The organism is Thiomonas delicata (assembly GCF_900088825.1).
Lineage (GTDB): Bacteria > Pseudomonadota > Gammaproteobacteria > Burkholderiales > Burkholderiaceae_C > Thiomonas_A > Thiomonas_A delicata.
Window position 1 is genome coordinate 223,728 of record NZ_LT592170.1, and the last position, 18,738, is coordinate 242,465.

Annotated in this window: 19 protein-coding genes; 11 read left to right on the forward strand and 8 right to left on the reverse strand. The window is 65.4% G+C overall.

Annotated elements, in window-relative coordinates:
- Positions 1–47: 47 nt before the first annotated feature.
- From THIARS_RS01245 to THIARS_RS01260, 5 genes are all read right to left on the reverse strand, one after another.
- Positions 48–1,034, reverse strand: a complete 987-nt coding sequence (locus THIARS_RS01245) for an aldo/keto reductase (RefSeq protein WP_094159122.1) — start codon at positions 1,032–1,034, stop codon at positions 48–50.
- 134 nt (positions 1,035–1,168) lie between these two features.
- Positions 1,169–1,342 (reverse strand): hypothetical protein, encoded by a 174-nt coding sequence (locus tag THIARS_RS18495; protein WP_186436635.1) that lies wholly within the window; start codon positions 1,340–1,342, stop codon positions 1,169–1,171.
- A gap of 77 nt (positions 1,343–1,419) precedes the next feature.
- On the reverse strand, positions 1,420–3,429 hold the full coding sequence (locus tag THIARS_RS01250; RefSeq protein WP_141202308.1) for a PglL family O-oligosaccharyltransferase: 2,010 nt from the start codon (positions 3,427–3,429) through the stop codon (positions 1,420–1,422).
- A gap of 95 nt (positions 3,430–3,524) precedes the next feature.
- On the reverse strand, positions 3,525–3,962 hold the full coding sequence (locus THIARS_RS01255; RefSeq protein WP_094159124.1) for a pilin: 438 nt from the start codon (positions 3,960–3,962) through the stop codon (positions 3,525–3,527).
- Between the two features lie 628 nt (positions 3,963–4,590).
- Entirely contained in the window at positions 4,591–5,064 is a 474-nt protein-coding gene (locus THIARS_RS01260) for a pilin (RefSeq protein WP_094160547.1), read from the reverse strand.
- A 329-nt stretch (positions 5,065–5,393) separates the two neighbouring features.
- On the opposite strand from THIARS_RS01260, the gene THIARS_RS01265 reads away from it, so the two are divergent.
- Positions 5,394–5,801, forward strand: coding sequence for a MerR family transcriptional regulator (locus tag THIARS_RS01265; RefSeq protein ID WP_094159125.1), 408 nt, complete (start codon positions 5,394–5,396; stop codon positions 5,799–5,801).
- Between the two features lie 5 nt (positions 5,802–5,806).
- On the opposite strand, the gene THIARS_RS01270 is transcribed toward THIARS_RS01265, so the two are convergent.
- Together THIARS_RS01270 and THIARS_RS01275 are read right to left on the reverse strand one after the other, a co-directional pair.
- Positions 5,807–6,235: a type II toxin-antitoxin system VapC family toxin gene (locus THIARS_RS01270; protein WP_094159126.1), complete on the reverse strand. Its 429-nt coding sequence runs from the start codon at positions 6,233–6,235 to the stop codon at positions 5,807–5,809.
- Positions 6,232–6,474, reverse strand: coding sequence for an antitoxin (locus tag THIARS_RS01275; protein ID WP_094159127.1), 243 nt, complete (start codon positions 6,472–6,474; stop codon positions 6,232–6,234). Before THIARS_RS01275 ends, THIARS_RS01270 begins: the two co-directional genes overlap by 4 nt.
- 241 nt (positions 6,475–6,715) lie before the next feature.
- On the opposite strand from THIARS_RS01275, the gene THIARS_RS01280 reads away from it, so the two are divergent.
- Positions 6,716–7,894, forward strand: a complete 1,179-nt coding sequence (locus THIARS_RS01280) for an isovaleryl-CoA dehydrogenase (RefSeq protein ID WP_094159128.1) — start codon at positions 6,716–6,718, stop codon at positions 7,892–7,894.
- A 95-nt stretch (positions 7,895–7,989) separates the two neighbouring features.
- Here THIARS_RS01280 and THIARS_RS01285 read toward each other — a convergent pair whose 3' ends face one another.
- Positions 7,990–9,153 (reverse strand): aminotransferase class V-fold PLP-dependent enzyme, encoded by a 1,164-nt coding sequence (locus tag THIARS_RS01285; protein ID WP_094159129.1) that lies wholly within the window; start codon positions 9,151–9,153, stop codon positions 7,990–7,992.
- A 196-nt stretch (positions 9,154–9,349) separates the two neighbouring features.
- On the opposite strand from THIARS_RS01285, the gene aceK reads away from it, so the two are divergent.
- The 9 genes from aceK to vapC all read left to right on the forward strand — a co-directional run bounded on the left by aceK (position 9,350) and on the right by vapC (position 18,696).
- The gene (gene aceK, locus THIARS_RS01290; protein WP_094159130.1) at positions 9,350–11,161 is read left to right on the forward strand and encodes a bifunctional isocitrate dehydrogenase kinase/phosphatase; all 1,812 of its coding nucleotides are present in this window, start codon (positions 9,350–9,352) and stop codon (positions 11,159–11,161) included.
- Positions 11,158–12,339 carry an acetyl-CoA C-acyltransferase gene (locus THIARS_RS01295; protein WP_094159131.1) on the forward strand — a complete coding sequence of 394 codons (1,182 nt, stop codon included), beginning with the start codon at positions 11,158–11,160 and terminating at the stop codon, positions 12,337–12,339. The genes aceK and THIARS_RS01295 overlap by 4 nt, the downstream gene beginning before the upstream one ends.
- A 68-nt stretch (positions 12,340–12,407) precedes the next feature.
- Positions 12,408–12,788 carry a RidA family protein gene (locus THIARS_RS01300; RefSeq protein WP_094160548.1) on the forward strand — a complete coding sequence of 127 codons (381 nt, stop codon included), beginning with the start codon at positions 12,408–12,410 and terminating at the stop codon, positions 12,786–12,788.
- Positions 12,789–12,790: 2 nt separating this feature from the next.
- On the forward strand, positions 12,791–13,918 hold the full coding sequence (locus THIARS_RS01305) for an acyl-CoA dehydrogenase family protein (protein WP_094159132.1): 1,128 nt from the start codon (positions 12,791–12,793) through the stop codon (positions 13,916–13,918).
- A 29-nt stretch (positions 13,919–13,947) separates the two neighbouring features.
- Entirely contained in the window at positions 13,948–14,550 is a 603-nt protein-coding gene (locus THIARS_RS01310) for a 2-hydroxychromene-2-carboxylate isomerase (RefSeq protein ID WP_094159133.1), read from the forward strand.
- A gap of 80 nt (positions 14,551–14,630) precedes the next feature.
- Complete coding sequence (locus tag THIARS_RS01315) at positions 14,631–16,328, forward strand: AMP-binding protein (protein ID WP_094159134.1); 1,698 nt, start codon at positions 14,631–14,633, stop codon at positions 16,326–16,328.
- Between the two features lie 63 nt (positions 16,329–16,391).
- Positions 16,392–18,005 (forward strand): carboxyl transferase domain-containing protein, encoded by a 1,614-nt coding sequence (locus THIARS_RS01320; RefSeq protein ID WP_094159135.1) that lies wholly within the window; start codon positions 16,392–16,394, stop codon positions 18,003–18,005.
- A 41-nt stretch (positions 18,006–18,046) separates the two neighbouring features.
- Complete coding sequence (locus THIARS_RS01325; RefSeq protein WP_094159136.1) at positions 18,047–18,301, forward strand: type II toxin-antitoxin system VapB family antitoxin; 255 nt, start codon at positions 18,047–18,049, stop codon at positions 18,299–18,301.
- Positions 18,298–18,696 (forward strand): type II toxin-antitoxin system VapC family toxin, encoded by a 399-nt coding sequence (vapC, locus tag THIARS_RS01330; RefSeq protein ID WP_094159137.1) that lies wholly within the window; start codon positions 18,298–18,300, stop codon positions 18,694–18,696. Before THIARS_RS01325 ends, vapC begins: the two co-directional genes overlap by 4 nt.
- Positions 18,697–18,738: the final 42 nt, after the last annotated feature.

The window sequence follows — 18,738 nt, forward strand, 5'->3', positions numbered from 1 at the left end:
GCAAGGTACGGACTGGTCAAGCTGATGCAAATCAGCAGATCTGCAGATCAGCGGTTCAACGCCTGCATGGCCGCGTCGGGATAGCGCATGCCGCTGGCCGCCCCCGGGGGCATGGCCTGGTGGATGCGCAGCAGATCCTCCGTGCTCAGCGGCACCTGCAGCGCGCCCAGGTTTTCCTCCAGGCGCTCGATGCGCCGCGTGCCCGGAATGGGGATGATGTCGTCGCCCTGCGCCAGCAGCCAGGCCAGCGCCAACTGCGCCGCGGTGCAGCCGCGCTCGGCGGCCATGTCCCGCAGCGTGTCGGCCAGGCGCAGGTTGTGGGCCAGGTTCTCCGGCGTGAAGCGCGGGTTGTGCCGGCGCCAGTCGTCCGGCGCCAGATCGTCCAGTTGGCGAATCGCGCCGGTGAGAAACCCCCGTCCCAGCGGGCTGTACGCGACGAAGGCCATGCCCAGTTCGCGCACCGTATCCAGCAGCTCGCCCTCCGGGTCGCGGCTCCACAGCGAGTATTCCGTCTGCAGCGCGGCGATCGGGTGCACCGCGTGGGCACGCCGGATGGTGGCCGGCGCCGCCTCGGACAAGCCCAGCCAGCGCACCTTGCCGGCGCGCACCAGGCCGGCCATCGCCCCCACCGTGTCTTCGATGGGCACCTGCGGATCGACCCGGTGTTGGTAGTACAGGTCGATCACGTCCACCTGCAGCCGTCGCAGGCTGGCATCGCAGGCCTGGCGCACGTACTCCGGCCGGCCGTTGACCCCGGCGAAGCTGCGGTCCGGCCCACGCACATTGCCGAACTTGGTCGCCAGCACCACCTGGCTGCGCCGGCCGCGAATGGCGCGGCCCACCAGCTCTTCGTTGTGGCCGGCGCCGTACATGTCGGCCGTGTCCAGAAAATTCAGGCCCAGATCGAGCGCGCGATGGATGGTGGCGATCGACTGCGCCTCGTCGGCCGGCCCGTAGAACTCCGACATACCCATGCAGCCCAGACCCAAGGCGGACACCAGCGGACCGCTGGTGCCAAGATGTCGCATTTGCATCACAAGACTCCCCGACTGCCGGGCCCCGGATGCCGGCACCCGATGCACTGGCATCCTAGAAAAAACCCCGCGCCGACACTGCAACAGTTTGTTCGCCGTGCGGCGCGATGCCGATCTTTGGCGCCCGCCCGGCCTCAGCCCTCCCGCTCCTTGCGCAGCGCGACCCGCGCCGCCCGCCGCTCGGCCTTGCGCGACTTGCCGTGCGTCCCCGCCTTGCGCTGAAGCGTCGGCGCCACCAGCGGATTGCGCGGCACCGACGGCGGCAGGCGCAGGATCTTGGCGCGGGCGCGTTTGCGGGAGAGTTTCAAGGGTCCACCCGCTCAGGCCACACTACGATGAGCTGCTTCACTTTACCGAGCATGCTCAAAACCGTCAGCCTTTCATGCTATGGCTTTGGTTCTGCCGACCCCTGCTGCCGCTCAGAATTTGCGCCATGGCCTACCGCTTTGCCGGGCGATTGAGCAGTGACAAATGTCCCACCATTCGCACCCTCTTTCCCGACACCCGACGCATAGAACGCCAGATCAAATCCAAACCACGTTTTCTTGGGGTCGATTGTTACCACAGTCCCAGTATCGCCATGTTCCCATGGTTTGAGCGCATTCACATTAACTGGCTGCAAGGTCGATTGCGGCAGTGTTGCAAAAATTCTGGCGACAGGATCGTAGATATTCGGGTCCAAGCTCTGTAGATGGTGCAAACTTTCACGCACTTCCGGACAAGCATCGGGGTAGAACGCGCATGCCTTTGCAAGGGTTAAAGCTGAATTATTTGGCTTTTTATTCAGTGCATAGAGATAAGCCAGCTTCTGCATAAACCACGCGCCCGTGTAATTTCCTACTGCACGCTCTCCCAAGGCAATTTTTTCGCGTAACATGAACGGATCGACACTCAAACTGTAAAAATTAAGTGCCTCTACGATAGGCGAAAATCCAGGACTTACGATAATATTTTGCAAATTTCTTTGATAGATTCCTTGATATTTCTTATATACTGAACTGTCAGCCGCCAAGGCTGTTAATTTCACGATATCTATATACCTAGCACTTGCCCATCCCATGAACGCAAGCATGATCAACGGCAATAAACCAAGAAGAACCTGCACAGAGCGTGTTACAGGCCACTGCACTGCTGTACTGTCAAGTACACCCCAACACAAGGCAAACGGAATAAGATAATAGACATACCAAAGTGGAAACTCCGTCATGCTGTAACCCAACAGCATCACGCATACCCCTAGTGCGGGAACCTTCCATGCCGGCCAGGCTGCCAAACCAGTCCCCCATAGCTGCCTTGATATCAGCCACAAGCTGATACAGCCTGGTACCAACAATGCCAGCAAACCCGAGATACCAAATTCCGCCCCAATTTGCGCAAAGATATTGTGCGCATTGGTCGAGAACAAAGGATGCGCCTGCTGCAACCCCAGGCGAAACTCCCAATCAGAAAAGCTCCCAAACCCACCGCCGAATATCGGATGCGACTTAAATTCTGCCCACGCCACTTGCAGCATACCAAGGCGTTGCCCAAGACCCCGATCCACCAACCGCTGCGTTCCTGGAGGAAACAACTGCCCAAGGCCTAGGCCAACATAGATTATCCATTGCAACATTAAATACGCTAACCCCACACCCAAAACCCCTAATAGCGCAGCCCTGAATCTACTGCGGGGTTCGGCCCATAACATGCCAAAGCAAAGTCCCACGACAAATAAAAACCCAAAAGCGACTCGGCTTTGGGTCAGCGCAATACCACTCACCAGCAATAGCATAAGCGCGGCGACCAATGCCCGCTTCGCCACAACATATGCAACTCCTTGTCGCCCCCAATAAGCCAACGCCATCAATCCGAAACCAAGCACTAACGCAGATTGGTTACGTTGACCTAAATTTCCTGAGGGTGCTTGCAAAACCTGGCGTGGGAATAACCAGAAGGACTCTCCACCAGGATTAAAAAGCTGCACCCATATTAATAATGCAGTGCCCATCCCTGCCAAAAAAAAAGAAAAAAGCAAAAATCCCATAAGCCTTTCAGCGCCCCCCTGCCGCGCTACATTATGGCCGTACCATGCGGCCATTGCAGCGATAAGCAACGCCCCCAAAGGCCATAGCATGTAATCGAGACTTGCTTCCGGATGAATCCGCACACCAACTAACAATAATACAATGAAAATGAGCGCAGAAATACTTGCCCATGGCAACTGCCATCGCGTCCTTAATAGCCCACCAACCACTGAGATTGTGAATGCAAGCAAAAAACCTGCGCCAGCGGCAATCTCTTGATAAAAGCTCGGGATCGGCAGAAAGTGCTGGGGCGCCAATACTGCCGCGACGAATCCAAGAGCAATTAACACCAATGATAAATTTAGAATGAATAGATCTTTGGTTTTCAGCACGGCAGCACTCGCTCATTGTGAAACTCAATTATCGCAACTCAAATCTCAGAAATAAAAAACCCGCCTTGCGGCGGGTGTAAGTCCCGGAGATGAGATTAAGTGCAAGAAGAGGGAAGATAATTGGTAGAAATTGAACCTGCTTTGCAAGTCCACGAGAATGAGCCCCCGCTGGATGCGCCAACAAGCAGTAAAGTCTTACCGGAAATATTGGTATTCACCTTGGTCCCGCCATAAGTAATGGTAATGGTGCCTGGCGTCGTGCCGACATCAACGCTAGTCACATAATTGCCATTGATGCTAGCCGCCTGGGCCAGGCCAGCTGATGCGTTGCTTGCGGGCCAGGTACCGTGATTCGAGGCATATTCTGTCATCGCCGTCTTGGCACCATCTGCCAGTGAAAGGCCTTCCGTGACCTGTGCGCGGATGGTGTAGTTCTGATACGCCGGAATCGCGATCGCGGCCAGAATGCCGATGATGGCCACCACGATCATCAACTCGATCAGGGTGAAGCCTTGTTGCAGTTGCTTTTTCATGAAAACAGCTCCTAGAAGTGTGAAGGCTTGCGGCCATTGCGCCGGAAAACACCGGTGTCGACGCCTGGCCGTTGTTGGGTTGACGTCAATCCCCCCTGCGGGGCCGGTTCGGAAAAGCAGCTTCCATGCCAGCGCGGTTGTTCACACATTGTGTGATCTGCTTCACGGTTTGGCGCCCATTCCAAAGTCCAGCCGGACAATTTTTGGTCTTAACTGACAATTTTTGATTCGATGCACCGGAACTTGTCAGTGCCGGTTGGCTTCCCGATGATCTGCCGACGTGCGCCGCTGCGCGCCTGAAAACTGATATGCAAATCTTGTGCCGAAGCGCCGCATGGAAACCGCGGGTCCGCGCAAAACGGGGGCTATTGCGATTTCCACAGACGACGGCCGACGCATGGCGGGTGAGCTGTGCCCCCTCCCCATACATGGGGAGGGTTGGGGTGGGGAGGAGTCGGGCGGTCAGGAATTTGGGAAACATCAACCGGGCTTCGGACCTTGTCTGCCCGATACCGCCGCGCGATCGGGGCTGCGATTGGAAGATCGCGGCTCAAGACAAGCGGGCAGGCCATGGGCTCCCGCACGCGCGGCTGAGGCCGCGCCTGATTCAGGCCAAGCGACAAGAAACCTAGGCGCAGGAGCTCGGCAGGTACTGCCGGGGCACGGCGGTGGCGGGAGCGGTGCCGCCCGGCGCGGTGGTGCAGGTCCATAGCAAGCCGTCCGCGGACGACTTGCCGGACAGGTAGAGGGTTTTGTTCTGGATCGCGGTGTTGGCGTTCCCGCCGTAGACGATGGTGATGAGGCCGTTGGCGGCGTCCACGCGCTTGACGTAGTTGCCCGTGATGGACTGCGGCTGCGCCAGACCGGCGGACTGATTGCTGCCGGGAAATGCGCCGTGCTGGGAATAAAAGTCCCACACCGCCACCTTGGCGCCGGTGGCCAGGCTCAGCCCTTCCGTGACCTGGGCGCGGACGGTGTAGTTCTGGTAGGCGGGGATGGCGATGGCGGCCAGGATGCCGATGATGGCAACCACGATCATCAGCTCGATCAGGGTGAAACCCTTGTTCAAAAAGCCGGCGGCTGGACGCTGGACGTGGCGCATGGTGGATTCCCTGTGGTCGTTGGTTCTGTAGGTGGTTTGCCCGTAGCGCTGCGCGGCCATGCCGGACTGTCTGCGCCTGCGCGCGCCTGGATGAAGCGAAGCCTCCGCAACAATTAGGCCTGAGCATACGCGCGGAAGGCGTGACGGATTTCACGGAAACCCCGTCAAAATCAACGCATTAAAACGGTTGGCGGCCGAAAAACGTCAGCCGCTTTTGATTCTTGACACAGACGTGACGAAAAGTGTCGGTACGTGCGGCGGACATTCAAAAGCCCGCGCGCGTTGCGTTGACTACACTTGACGTAAACGTCAACCGGACACCCGCCCGCATGGCCGAACCGAGCAAGAGCACCTACACGATCACCGAACTGGCGCGCGAGTTCGGCCTCACGCCGCGCGCGATCCGCTTCTACGAGGAAGCCGGCCTGCTCAGCCCGCGACGCCAAGGGCGCCAGCGCGTGTACGCGCAGCGCGACCGCACGCGGCTGAAGCTGACCCAGCGCGGCAAGCGGCTGGGCATGAGCCTGGCGGAGATCAAGGAGCTGGTGACCATGTACGAGTCGCCGCGCGACACCGCGCCGCAACTGCGCCGCTACCTAGAAGTGCTCGCGCTGCACCGGCGCGACATCGAGGACCGCATGGCCGACCTGCAGGCCACGATGGCCGAGATCGGCGCCTACGAGGCCGAGGCGCGCGCCCTGCTGCGGGATTTAGGTGACGAGGAAAGGCCGGCCTGAGACAATCAGCCCGGCGAGTCGAGCCAGTTCTCCACGACGAGGCCGGGAACTCTGGAAAACTCACCCACGTTGACTGTCACCAGGGTTGCCGCTTCTTGCAGCGCATGGGCGGCGATCAGCATGTCGTTGGGACCGATGCTCTGGCCCGTGCGCTCGAGATGCCAGCGCAAAACGGCATAGTGCACGTCGACGGGTTGTTCGATGGGCCGAATGTCCAGTGCCGAGAGCACGGCCTCGACCTGCCGCAACAAACGCGGCGACCGGCTTTTTTCCGCGCCGAAGCGCAATTCCGCGCTCACGACGATGGACGTGAACACGGCGTTTTCACCCACCTGCGCAATGGCCTGCGCGACCGGGCCGCGCGGGCTTCGGACCAAGGCGAAGAGGATGTTGGTGTCCAGCAGATACTGCGGCCCACGTTGCGGCGCGCTCACAGCGCCACGTCGTCCAGCGCGCCGAGTTCCGCGTCCACGTCGGGAAACGGCTCGGCAAGATCGGGCAGGTCCGCGAGCGTGGCAAGCAGGCCCAGGACAGGCAGAGGCTCAATGATGAGTCGCGCACCTTCGCGGCGGATCACCGCGTCGCGCGTAGGAAGTTCCATGTCGCGTGGAATCCTGACCGCCTGATTGCGGCCGTTGCGAAAGAGGCGCACGTGGCGTTGGGCGGTATCCATCCAGTCACTCCCATAACATATGTTTGAACATATGCCGCATGGATCCTGGTGTCAACCACTGCGGCCTTCCCGGGCGCAGCACGACACAGTGCCAGGGTCGTGTGTTTACAAAGTCCTGCAGTCTTTCTACAGTAACGCCTAGATATTCCTATTACGTAAACGTCAATTGAGGTCAGCCCAGGCTTGGGTTGTGATTGACGGGCCGGCGCGGCGCGCACGGATCACGACACGAGGAGATGTGATGGAAATGCCCGGACTGGACTTTCAACTCGGCGACGACGTCGACGCGCTGCGCGACGCGGTGCGCGACTTCGCGCAGACGGAAATCGCCCCGCGCGCCGCGCAGATCGACAGCACGGACCAGTTCCCGATGGATCTGTGGCGCAAGTTCGGCGAGCTCGGGCTGCTCGGCGTGACCGTGCCGGAGGCGGACGGCGGCACGGGCATGGGCTATCTGGCGCACATGGTGGCGATGGAGGAAATCTCCCGCGCCAGCGCCTCGGTGGGGCTGAGCTACGGCGCGCACAGCAATCTGTGCGTCAACCAGATCCGGCGCAACGGGACGGCCGCGCAGAAACGCACCTATCTTCCCGCGCTGCTGTCCGGCGCGCATGTCGGCGCGCTGGCGATGAGCGAGGCCGGCGCGGGTTCGGACGTAGTCGGCATGAAGCTGCGCGCCGACCGGCATGGCGACGACTTCGTGCTCAACGGCACCAAGATGTGGATCACCAACGGCCCGGACGCCGACGTGCTGGTGGTCTACGCCAAGACCGACCCCGGCGCGGGCAGCAAGGGCATCACGGCCTTCATCGTGGAACGAGGCATGCCCGGCTTTTCGGTGGCGCAAAAGCTGGACAAGCTGGGCATGCGCGGCAGCCACACCGGCGAATTGGTGTTCCAGGACGTGCGGGTTCCGGCCGCCAACGTGCTGGGGGCCGTGGGCGCCGGCGCCAAGGTGCTGATGAGCGGGCTGGACTACGAGCGCGCCGTGCTGGCGGCCGGGCCGGTGGGCATCATGCAGGCTGTGATGGACAACGTGGTGCCCTATGTGCACCAGCGCGCCCAGTTCGGCCGGGCCATCGGCGAGTTCCAGCTCATCCAGGCCAAGCTGGCCGATATGTACACCGTGCTGCAGGCGGCGCGCAGCCTGCTCTACACCGTGGGCAAGAACCTCGACGCCCTGGGCGACGGCCACGCGCGCGGCGTGCGCAAGGACTGCGCCGCGGTGATTCTGTGGTGCGCCGAGAAAGCCACCTGGATGGCGGGCGAAGGCATCCAGATCTTCGGCGGCAACGGCTATATCAACGACTACCCGCTGGGGCGGCTGTGGCGCGACGCCAAGCTGTACGAGATTGGCGCGGGCACGTCGGAGATCCGCAGGATGCTCATCGGCCGGGAGCTGTTCGCGGAGACGGCATGATGCGCGGGCCTCTTGCCGCGCGGCGTCACGAGGCGGCGCACGGGCGGCCGCGTCGTTCATGTCGGCCGGGCGCGGGCCCGGCCAGCACCTCGACCTCAGGCCAACTGGGCCTGCGTCGTGGCTACGGCGCGCAGCCCGGCCGCGTCGAGCGCGGCGTCCAGCCGGCGCACGCAGGCGGGCACGTCGGCCCACTTGTCCAGCCCGAACAGGCCGATGCGGAAGCTGCGGAAATCGGCCGGCTCGTCGCAGGCCAGCGGCACGCCGGCGGCGATTTGCAAGCCCTGCGCGGCCAACGCCTTGCCGCTTTGAAGGTCCGGGTCGCGGGTGTAGCTGACCACCACGCCCGGCGCCTGGAACCCGGGCGCCGCCACGCTGCGCAGACCACGGCGCTGCAGACTCTCGCGCACCGCGCGGCCGAGCTCGATTTGCGCCGCCTTGAGCTTGGGCAGCCCGACGTCGAAGGCCTCGCGCATGACGTCGCGCACCTGCGCCAGCGCGTCGGTGGGCATGGTGGCGTGGTAGGCATGGCCGCCGCCCTCGTAGGCCTGCATGATCTGGTGCCATTTCTTGAGATCGCAGGAATAACTGTCGCTCTGCGTCGATTGCAGGCGCTGCACGGCGCGCTCGCCCAGCATGGCGAAACCGGCGCATGGCGGGCCGCTCCAGCCCTTTTGCGGCGCCGACACCAGCACGTCCACGCCGACGTCGCGCATGTCGACCCACATCGCGCCGGAGGCGATGCAGTCCAGCACGAACAGGCCGTCCACCGCGCGCACGGCCTCGCCCACGGCGCGCAGGTAGTCGTCGGGCAGCATCATGCCGGCGGAAGTTTCCACGTGCGGCGCGAACACCACGGCCGGACGCTCGCGCCGGATTGCGGCGACCACCTCGTCGATCGGCGCCGGGGCGAAGGGGGATTCGGGCGCGTCGGCGGTGCGCCGCGCCTTGAGCACGGTGATCTGGTCCGACAGCTTGCCGGTCTCGATGATCTGCGACCAGCGGAAGCTGAACCAGCCGTTGCGGATCACCAGCACGCGCCCGCCCGGCACGAACTGGCGCGCCACGGCCTCCATCGCGAAGGTTCCGCTGCCCGGCACGATCACGGCGGCATCCGCGCCATAGGCCTGCTTGAGCATGGCCGCGATGTCGGTCATCACGCCCTGGAAACGCCTGGCCATGTGGTTGAGCGCGCGGTCGGTGTAGACCACGGAATATTCCAGCAGGCCATCGGGGTCGACATGGGGCAGCAGTCCGGGCATGGCGTGTCTCCTGAAAGATCGAGGGGGTTGAATGTCGCGCACGGCGGCAAAGACCTCGTTCGGGCCTTTCGCCGCGGCAGCGTCGTGCGGTTAACTAGCCTAGCATGGGCCCGGCGCGCCGGGAGCGCCCCCCTCCCTGTTCCTGGACACGCGGCGCGGGTACAGTCGGTGCCGTGGTCTTGCCGATGAGGGCTCGATGAACCAATTCCCCCCGCGCCTGGATTCGAAGGTGGCCTTCGCCATCGCGCGTGCCATGCTCGACGGGTTCAACAAGCATTACCGGCTGTTCCGCGAGGTCAGCCGCGAAGCCAAGGCGCGCTTCGAGGCCGCCGACTGGGCCGGTCAGCAGCGCGCGCAGCGCGAGCGCATCGCCTTCTACGACATGCGGGTGGACGAGGCGACCGAGCACCTGCAGACCGCGTTCGACGCCGCGCACCTGGACACCGAAACCTGGCACCAGGCCAAGCTGCACTACATCGGCCTGCTCACCAACCACCTGCAGCCGGAACTGGCCGAGACCTTCTTCAACTCGGTGACGACCAAAATCCTGCACCGCAGGCATTTCCACAACGACATCCTGTTCGTGCGCCCGGCCGTGTCCACCGAGTACATCGAATACGACGAGCCCGCGGCCCAGCCCACCTTCCGCGCCTATTACCCGCAGCGCGACACCCTGGGCGACACCCTCACGCGCATCATCCACAACTACCAGCTGCAGCGCCCGTTCGAGAACCTGGAGCGCGACATCGGCCTGGTGCTCGACGCAGTGGAAAAGCGCCTGGCGGGGGCGCGGCTGCGCAGCAATTTCCAGATCCAGGTGCTGTCCTCGCTGTTCTACCGCAACAAGGGCGCCTATGTGGTGGGCAAGATCATCAACGGCTTCTGGGAATTTCCGCTGGCCCTGCCGATCCTGCACAACGAGCGCGGCCGGCTCATCATCGATACCGCGCTGCTCGAGGAGGACGACCTGCTGCTGGTGTTCTCGTTCGCGCGCGCCTACTTCATGGTGGACATGGCGGTGCCCTCGGCCTACGTGCAGTTCCTGCGTTCGCTGATGCCACGCAAGCCGCGCTCGGAGCTGTACAGCGCGCTGGGCCTGGCCAAGCAGGGCAAGACGCTGTTCTACCGCGACTTCCTCTACCACCTGCGGCATTCGAGCGACCGCTTCACCACCGCGCCCGGCATCCGCGGCATGGTGATGCTGGTGTTCACCCTGCCGTCGTTTCCCTTCGTGTTCAAGGTCATCCGCGACTTCTACCCCGCGCCCAAGGACACCACGCGCGAGAAGATCAAGAGCAAGTACCTGCTGGTCAAGCGGCACGACCGCGTCGGCCGCATGGCCGACACGCTGGAATATTCCAACGTGGCCTTCCCGCGCGAGCGCTTCGACCCGGAGCTGATCGCCGAACTCAAGGCCACCTGCCCCTCGCAGCTGGAGGAGGACGGCGGCCTGCTCGTCATCCGCCACTGCTACATCGAGCGGCGCATGATTCCGCTGAACATCTACTTGCAGGAAGCCACGCCGGAGCAGCTGGAGGCGGCGGTGACCGACTACGGCAACGCGATCAAGGACATGGTGGCGGCGAACATCTTTCCCGGCGACATGCTGTGGAAGAACTTCGGCATCACCCGCCACGGCAAGGTGGTGTTCTACGACTACGACGAGATCGAATACATCACCGACTGCAACTTCCGCCGCGTGCCCGAGCCCCGTTGCGAGCAGGACGAGATGTCCGCCGAGCCCTGGTACCCGGTCGGCCCGCACGACGTCTTCCCCGAAACCTTCGGCACCTTCCTGCTCGCCAACCCCAAGGTGCGTGAGGTGTTCATGCGCCACCACGCCGACCTGCTGGACGCGGCGTTCTGGCAAAACCAGCAGCAGCGCACGCGCGAAGGCCATGTGTTCGACGTGTTTCCCTACGACGCGTCGCGGCGCTTCAACCAGCAGATCGGCGAAGCGCCGCCCGCCGCATCCCCACCCTCGTCAACCCCTCTGGAGACCCCATGAATTCAGATCCGATCGTCATCGTCTCGGCCGCGCGCACCCCCATCGGCGGCCTGCTCGGCGACTTCGCCGCCCTGCCCGCCTGGGAACTGGGCGCCGTCGCCATCCGCGCCGCCGTCGAACGCGCCGGCATCAAGCCCGACGCCGTGGACGAAGTGCTCATGGGCAACTGCCTGATGGCGGGGCAAGGCCAGGCCCCGGCGCGGCAGGCTGCGCTCAAGGCCGGGCTGCCGCAGTCGGCGGGGGCGGTGACGCTGTCGAAGATGTGCGGCTCGGGCATGCGGGCGATGATGTTCGCCCACGACATGCTGGCCGCGGGCTCGGCCGATGCCGTGGTGGCCGGCGGCATGGAGAGCATGACCAACGCGCCCCACCTGGCCTTCGTGCGCAAGGGCGTGAAATACGGCGCCACCCAGTTCTACGACCACATGGCGATGGACGGGCTGGAAGACGCCTACGACCGCGGCAAGGCGATGGGCGTGTTCGCCGAAAGCTGCGTGGCGAAATACAACTTCACGCGCGAGGCGATGGACGCCTTCGCGGTGGCCTCCACCGAGCGCAGCAAGAAGGCCAACGAGGACGGCAGCTTCGACTGGGAATTGGCCGCGGTGGCCGTGCCCGGCAAGGGCGGCGAAGTGCTCGTCAAGCACGACGAGCAGCCGTTCAAAGCCAAGCTGGACAAGATTCCCGGGCTCAAACCCGCGTTCAAGAAGGACGGCACCATCACCGCCGCGACCTCGTCGAGCATTTCCGACGGCGCCGCGGCCACGGTGCTGATGCGCGCGTCCACCGCCAGGCAGCTGGGCTGCGCGCCGCTGGCACGCATCGTCGCGCATGCCGTGCACGCGCAGGCGCCCGAGTGGTTCACCACCGCGCCGGTCGGCGCGATCCGGAAGGTGCTCGCCAAGGCCGGCTGGACGGCGAAGGACGTGGATCTGTGGGAAGTCAACGAAGCCTTCGCCGCGGTGACCATGGCGGCGATGCGCGAGTTCGACCTGCCGCACGACATCGTCAACGTGCACGGCGGCGCGGTGGCGCTGGGCCACCCCATCGGCGCCTCGGGCGCGCGCATCGTGGTCACCCTGCTCGGCGCACTGCGCAAGCGCGGGCTGAAAAAGGGCGTGGCGGCGCTGTGCATCGGTGGCGGCGAAGCCACGGCGCTTGCGCTGGAGTTGCTGTGAGTCCGCGGCGCGAGATGCCCGCGCCCACTCTGACAATCTCGATCGCCGAAAACGCTCTGGAAACGACCATGCGCAAGACCATCGGTTCAGGCTCCACGTTCGAGGCCCTGGCCGGCTACAGCCGCGCCGTGGTGGACGGCATTTATGTGCACGTGTCGGGCACCACCGGGTTCGACTACGCGCGCATGACCATCGACCCGGACGTGGTGGAACAGACACACCAGTGCATGCGCAACATCGCGGACGCGCTGCGCCAGGCGGGCTGCGGCCTCGACGAGGTGGTGCGGGTGCGCTACCTGCTGACCGACGCCGCGGACTTCGAGCGCCTCGCGCCGGTGTTCGGCGCGTATTTCGCGCGGGCCCGTCCGGCGGCCACCGCGCAGGTCTGCGGCCTGATCGATCCGCGCATGCGCATCGAAATCGAAGTCACGGCCAAACTTCCGAACTGACCATGCTGCTCGATGACGACCACCGGATGATCCGCGACGCGGTGCGCGATTTCGTGCGCGCCGAGATCGCCCCGCACGCCGCGCGATGGGCGCGCGAATCCCGCTTTCCGCGCGAAGCCCTGCAAGGCCTGGCGCAACTCGGCTGCCTGGGCGTCGCCGTGCCCACCGCATGGGACGGCGCCGGGCTGGACTACCTGGCGCTGGCGCTGGCCATCGAGGAGATCGCCGCCGGCGACGGCGCCACCAGCACCATCGTCAGCGTCAACAACTGCCCGGTGTGTTCCATCCTGACGGCCTGGGGCAGCGAGGCGCAGAAGGAACGCTGGCTCAAGCCGCTGGCGCGCGGCGCGATGATCGGCGCCTTCGCGCTCACCGAGCCGCAGGCCGGCTCCGACGCCTCGGCCCTGCGCGCCACGGCCTGGAGGGATGGCCAGCATTACGTGCTCGACGGCGTCAAGCAGTTCATCACCAGCGGCAAGCACGGCGACGTGGCCATCGTGCTCGCCGCCACCGACCGCGCGGCGGGCAAGAAAGGCATCAGCGCCTTCATCGTGCCGACCGATGCGCCCGGCTACGGCGTCGAGCGGGTGGAGCACAAGACTGGCCAGACCGCGTCCGACACCGCACAGATCCGCTTCGAGAACTGCCGCGTGCCGCTGGAAAACCGCATCGGCGCCGAAGGCGAGGGCTACAGGATCGCGCTCTCGGGCCTGGAGGGCGGGCGCATCGGCATCGCCTCGCAGGCGGTGGGCATGGCGCGCGCCGCGTTCGAAGCCGCGCTGGCCTACGCCCGCCAGCGCGAGGCCTTCGGCAAACCCATCTTCGAACATCAGGCCGTGCAGTTCCGCCTGGCCGAGATGGCCATGCGCATCGAGGCCGCACGCCAACTGGTCTGGCACGCGGCCAGCCTGAAGGATGCGGGACAACCTTGCCTGAAGGAGGCGGCGATGGCCAAGCTGTTGGCCAGCACCATGGCCGAGGCCGTGTGCAGCGACGCCATGCAGATCCACGGCGGCTACGGCTACGTGAGCGATTTTCCCGTCGAGCGCATCTGGCGCGACGTGCGCGTGTGCCAGATCTACGAAGGCACGAGCGACGTGCAGAAGATGCTCATCGCCCGCGCGCTATAACGTCGGGAACAGCCCCCCGGAGACCCGTCATGCCCGTCAGCCCCATCGCCTTCTTCTTCGATTTTTCCTCGCCCTATTCCTACCTGGCCAGCACGCGGATCGAGGCGCTGGCGGCCAAGCACGACCGCAACCTCGAATGGGTGCCCATCCTGTTGGGCCCGGTGTTCGCCATGACCGGCGCCAAGCCCCTGACGGACCAGCCGCTCAAAGGCGATTACGCGCGCATCGACATTCCGCGCTCGGCCCGCTTCCTGGGCGTGCCCTATGCCCACCCGGAACCCTTCCCCGTGGCCACCTACCAGGCCGCGCGCGCGCTCGTCGGCCTGCAGCGCGATCGGCCCGAACTGGCGGCGCCGTGGGCGCACGCCTGCTTCGCCGCGTATTTCACCCAAGGCCGCAACATCGCCGAGGTGCCGGTGCTGCACGAACTGGCACGGGATCTGGGGCTGGACGCCGCCCGGATCGACGCCTGGTGCGCGGACCCGCAGATCAAGGCCCAGCTCAAGGCCAACGGCGACCGCGCGCTGCAAAGCGGCGTGTGCGGCGCGCCGTTCTTCATCGTCGACGAGGAGCCGTTCTGGGGCGTGGACCGCCTGCCCCAGCTCGACGCCTGGCTCACCGCCCGCTTCTGAACCTCACCTCCGCACATCCCATCGCACCACCCGCAGGCAGACGGCGCCCGAACGCCGCAAGCCCCTGCCCGGAGACAACCATGACGACGCCCCTCACCGCCAGCTATGCCTGCGGCACCGACCGCGAACCGCTGATCACCCAGACCCTGGGCGATTTCTTCGACGCCATGGCCGCCCGCCAGGGCGAGCACGCAGCCCTGGTGTCGCGCCACCAGGGCCGCCGCCTGAGCTATGCCGAGCTGCGGCGCGAAGTCGATACGCTGGCCAGCGCCATGCTGCGCAGCGGGTTGCGCAAGGGCGACCGCGTCGGCATCTGGGCGCACAACGGCGTGGAATGGGTGCTGATGCAGCTGGCCACGGCCAAGGTGGGCATCATCCTGGTCAACATCAACCCGGCCTACCGCACCAGCGAGGTGGAATACGCGCTGAACAAGGTGGCCTGCCGCGCGCTGGTGACCATGCCCAGTTTCAAGACCAGCGACTACCTGGCCATGCTGCGCGAACTCGCGCCGGAGCTGGACCGCTGCGCGCCGGGCGAGCTGCGCGCCGCGCGCCTGCCCGAGCTGCGGCTGGTGGTGACGCTCGGGGACGCCGAACAGCCGGGCATGCTGCGCTTCGCCGACTGGAACGCGCGCGGCAGCGCCGACGACCCGGCGGTGGCCGAGGCCGCGGCGGCGCTGGACGCGCACGAGCCCATCAACATCCAGTTCACCAGCGGCACCACGGGCTTTCCCAAGGGCGCCACGCTGACCCACAACAACATCCTGAACAACGGCTATTTCATCGGCGAGGCCATGAAACTCACCGCGGCGGACCGGCTGTGTATTCCGGTGCCGCTGTACCACTGCTTCGGCATGGTGCTGGGCAACCTGGCCTGCTTCACGCACGGCGCCACCATCGTCTATCCCAACGACGCCTTCGACCCGCTGGCCACGCTGCAGGCCGTGCAGGACGAAGCCTGCACCGGGCTGCACGGCGTGCCGACCATGTTCATCGCCATGCTGGACCACCCGCGCTTCAAGGCGTTCGACCTGTCCACGCTGCGCACCGGCATCATGGCCGGCAGCCCCTGTCCGACCGAGGTGATGAAGCGCGTGGTGCGGGACATGCACCTGAGCGAGATCACCATCGCCTACGGCATGACGGAAACCGCGCCGGTGAGCTGCCAGAGCTCGACCGACACGCCACTGGAGAAGCGCGTGAGCACGGTGGGCCGGGTGCAGCCGCATCTGGAGGTGAAGATCATCGACCCGCAGACCGGCGACGTGGTGCCGCGCGGCTCGCCCGGCGAACTGTGCACCCGGGGCTATTCGGTGATGCACGGCTACTGGGGCGACGCGGACAAGACGCGCGAGGTCATCGACGCCGAGGGCTGGATGCACACCGGCGACCTGGCGACCATGGACGCCGAGGGCTACGTGAACATCGTCGGGCGCATCAAGGACATGGTGATCCGCGGCGGCGAGAACGTCTATCCGCGCGAGATCGAGGAATTCCTCTACCGCCACCCGCAGGTGCAGGACGTGCAGGTGGTGGGCGTGCCCGACGCGAAGTACGGCGAGGAGTTGTGCGCCTGGATCATCCCCAAGCCCGGCGCCGCGCCCACCGAGGACGACATCCGCGACTTCTGCAAAGGGCAGATCGCGCACTACAAGATCCCGCGTTATATCCGCTTCGTGCAGAGCTTCCCCATGACCATCACCGGCAAGGTGCAGAAGTTCAAGATCCGCGAGGCCATGAAGCAGGAACTCGGCCTGCGGGACGCCGAAACCGCCTGAGCCCGCCGCTTGCGCCGGGGCCGGCCGGCCCCGGTTCCGCACTCCACGCCACCCTCAACACCCATGCCCCGCATCGAATCCCGCACCGACCTCCGCAGCCCCGCCAGCATCGCCAACGCCGATGCCGTGCGCGCCCTGGTGGACGACCTGAACGCCAAGCTCGCCGCGGCCGCGCTCGGCGGCGGCGAAGCCGCGCGCGCCAAGCACACCGCGCGCGGCAAGCTGCTGCCGCGCGAACGCGTGGCGCAGTTGCTCGACCCCGGCACGCCCTTCCTGGAGTTCTCGGCCCTGGCCGGCCTCGGCCTGTACGGCGACGCGGCGCCGGGGGCGGGCATCATCACCGGCATCGGCCGCGTGAACGGGCGCGAATGCGTCATCGTCTGCAACGACGCCACGGTCAAGGGCGGCACCTACTACCCCCTCACCGTGAAAAAGCACCTGCGCGCGCAGGACATCGCCGCCGAGAACCGGCTGCCCTGCATCTACCTGGTGGACTCGGGCGGCGCCAACCTGCCCAACCAGGACGAGGTGTTCCCCGATCGCGACCACTTCGGGCGCATCTTCTACAACCAGGCCACCATGTCGGCGGCCGGCATCCCGCAGGTCGCGGTGGTGATGGGTTCGTGCACCGCGGGAGGCGCCTACGTGCCGGCGATGAGCGACGAGTCGGTCATCGTCGCCAGGCAGGGCACCATCTTCCTCGCCGGCCCGCCGCTGGTGAAGGCCGCCATCGGCGAGGTGGTGAGCGCCGAGGACCTCGGCGGCGCCGACGTGCACACGCGCCTGTCCGGCGTGGCCGACCACTACGCGCACGACGACGCCGAGGCGCTGGCCATCACCCGCCGCATCGTCGGCCACCTGCCGGCGCCCCCCGCCAAGCCGCAGGGCCTGGACCTGCGCGAACCGCGCGAGCCCGCCTACCCCGCCGAGGACCTGCGCGCCCTGGCGCCGCTGGACCTGCGCAAGCCGCTGGACGTGCGCGAGATCATCGCCCGCATCACCGACGGTTCGGAACTCGACGAATTCAAGGCCCGCTACGGCACCACTCTGGTGTGCGGCTTCGCCCACATCCACGGCATGCCGGTGGGCATCGTGGCCAACAACGGCATCTTGTTCTCCGAGTCGGCGCTCAAGGGCGCGCACTTCATCGAACTGTGCTGCCAGCGCCGCATTCCGCTGGTGTTCCTGCAGAACATCACCGGCTTCATGATCGGGCGCAAGGCCGAGAACGAAGGCATCGCCCGCAACGGCGCCAAGATGGTGACCGCGGTGGCCTGCGCCCAGGTGCCCAAGTTCACCGTCATCGTCGGCGGGTCGTTCGGCGCCGGCAACTACGGCATGTGCGGCCGCGCCTACGGCCCGCGCCAGCTCTGGATGTGGCCCAACGCGCGCATCTCGGTGATGGGCGGCGAGCAGGCCGCCTCGGTGCTGGCCACCGTGCGGCGCGACGGCATCGAGGCCAAGGGCGGCGCCTGGAGCGCAGACGAGGAGGAGGCGTTCAAGGCGCCCATCCGCGCCCAGTACGAAACTCAGGGCCACCCGTATTACGCCACGGCCCGGCTGTGGGACGACGGCATCATCGACCCGGCCGATACGCGCCGCGTGCTGGCATTGGGGCTCTCGGCCGCGCTGAACGCGCCGATTCCCGAAACGCGGTTCGGCGTGTTCCGGATGTGACAAGCATACAATGCGCATTGTTATCAGACCTTATACACATCATGCGCACGAACATCGACATCGACGACGCCTTGATGGAAGCCGCCATGCGCGCCGGCCCGTTCAAAACCAAGAAAGACGCGGTGGAAGCCGGGCTGCAACTCTTGCGCCGGCAGGCGGCCTATCGCGATCTGCTCGCCCTGCGCGGCAAGCTGCGCTGGGAAGACCCCCTGGCCGCGGGCGCCGCGCCGCCCATGGTGCAGGAGTCGCGCAAGGCTTACGGTTCCGCGACGGATCCTGGCAAGGCGGCGAAATGATCCTTGTGGACAGCTCGGTGTGGATCGACTTCTTCAACGGCCGCACCACCCGTCAGACCGACCAGCTCGCCTGGCTGCTGGAGGACATGGCGCCGCTGGCGGTGGCCGACCTGGTGCTGTTCGAGGTGCTGCGCGGCTTCCGCCACGAGCGCGACCATCTCGCCGCGCGCAAGACCCTGGCCGCATTGACCACGGTGGACATCGGCGGCGAACACAACGCCCTGCAGGCGGTGCAGCACGACCGCCTGCTGCGCGCGATGGGTTACACCGTCCGCAGCCCCATCGACATCCTGCAAGCCAGCTACTGCATCGAGCACGACCACGCCCTGCTGCACAACGACGCCGACTTCGACGTCATGGAAGACCTGCGCGGCCTCAAGGTCTGGCGGCACTGATTCACCATTCCCGTTCATTGCCCACGAACAAGCCGCGCCCAC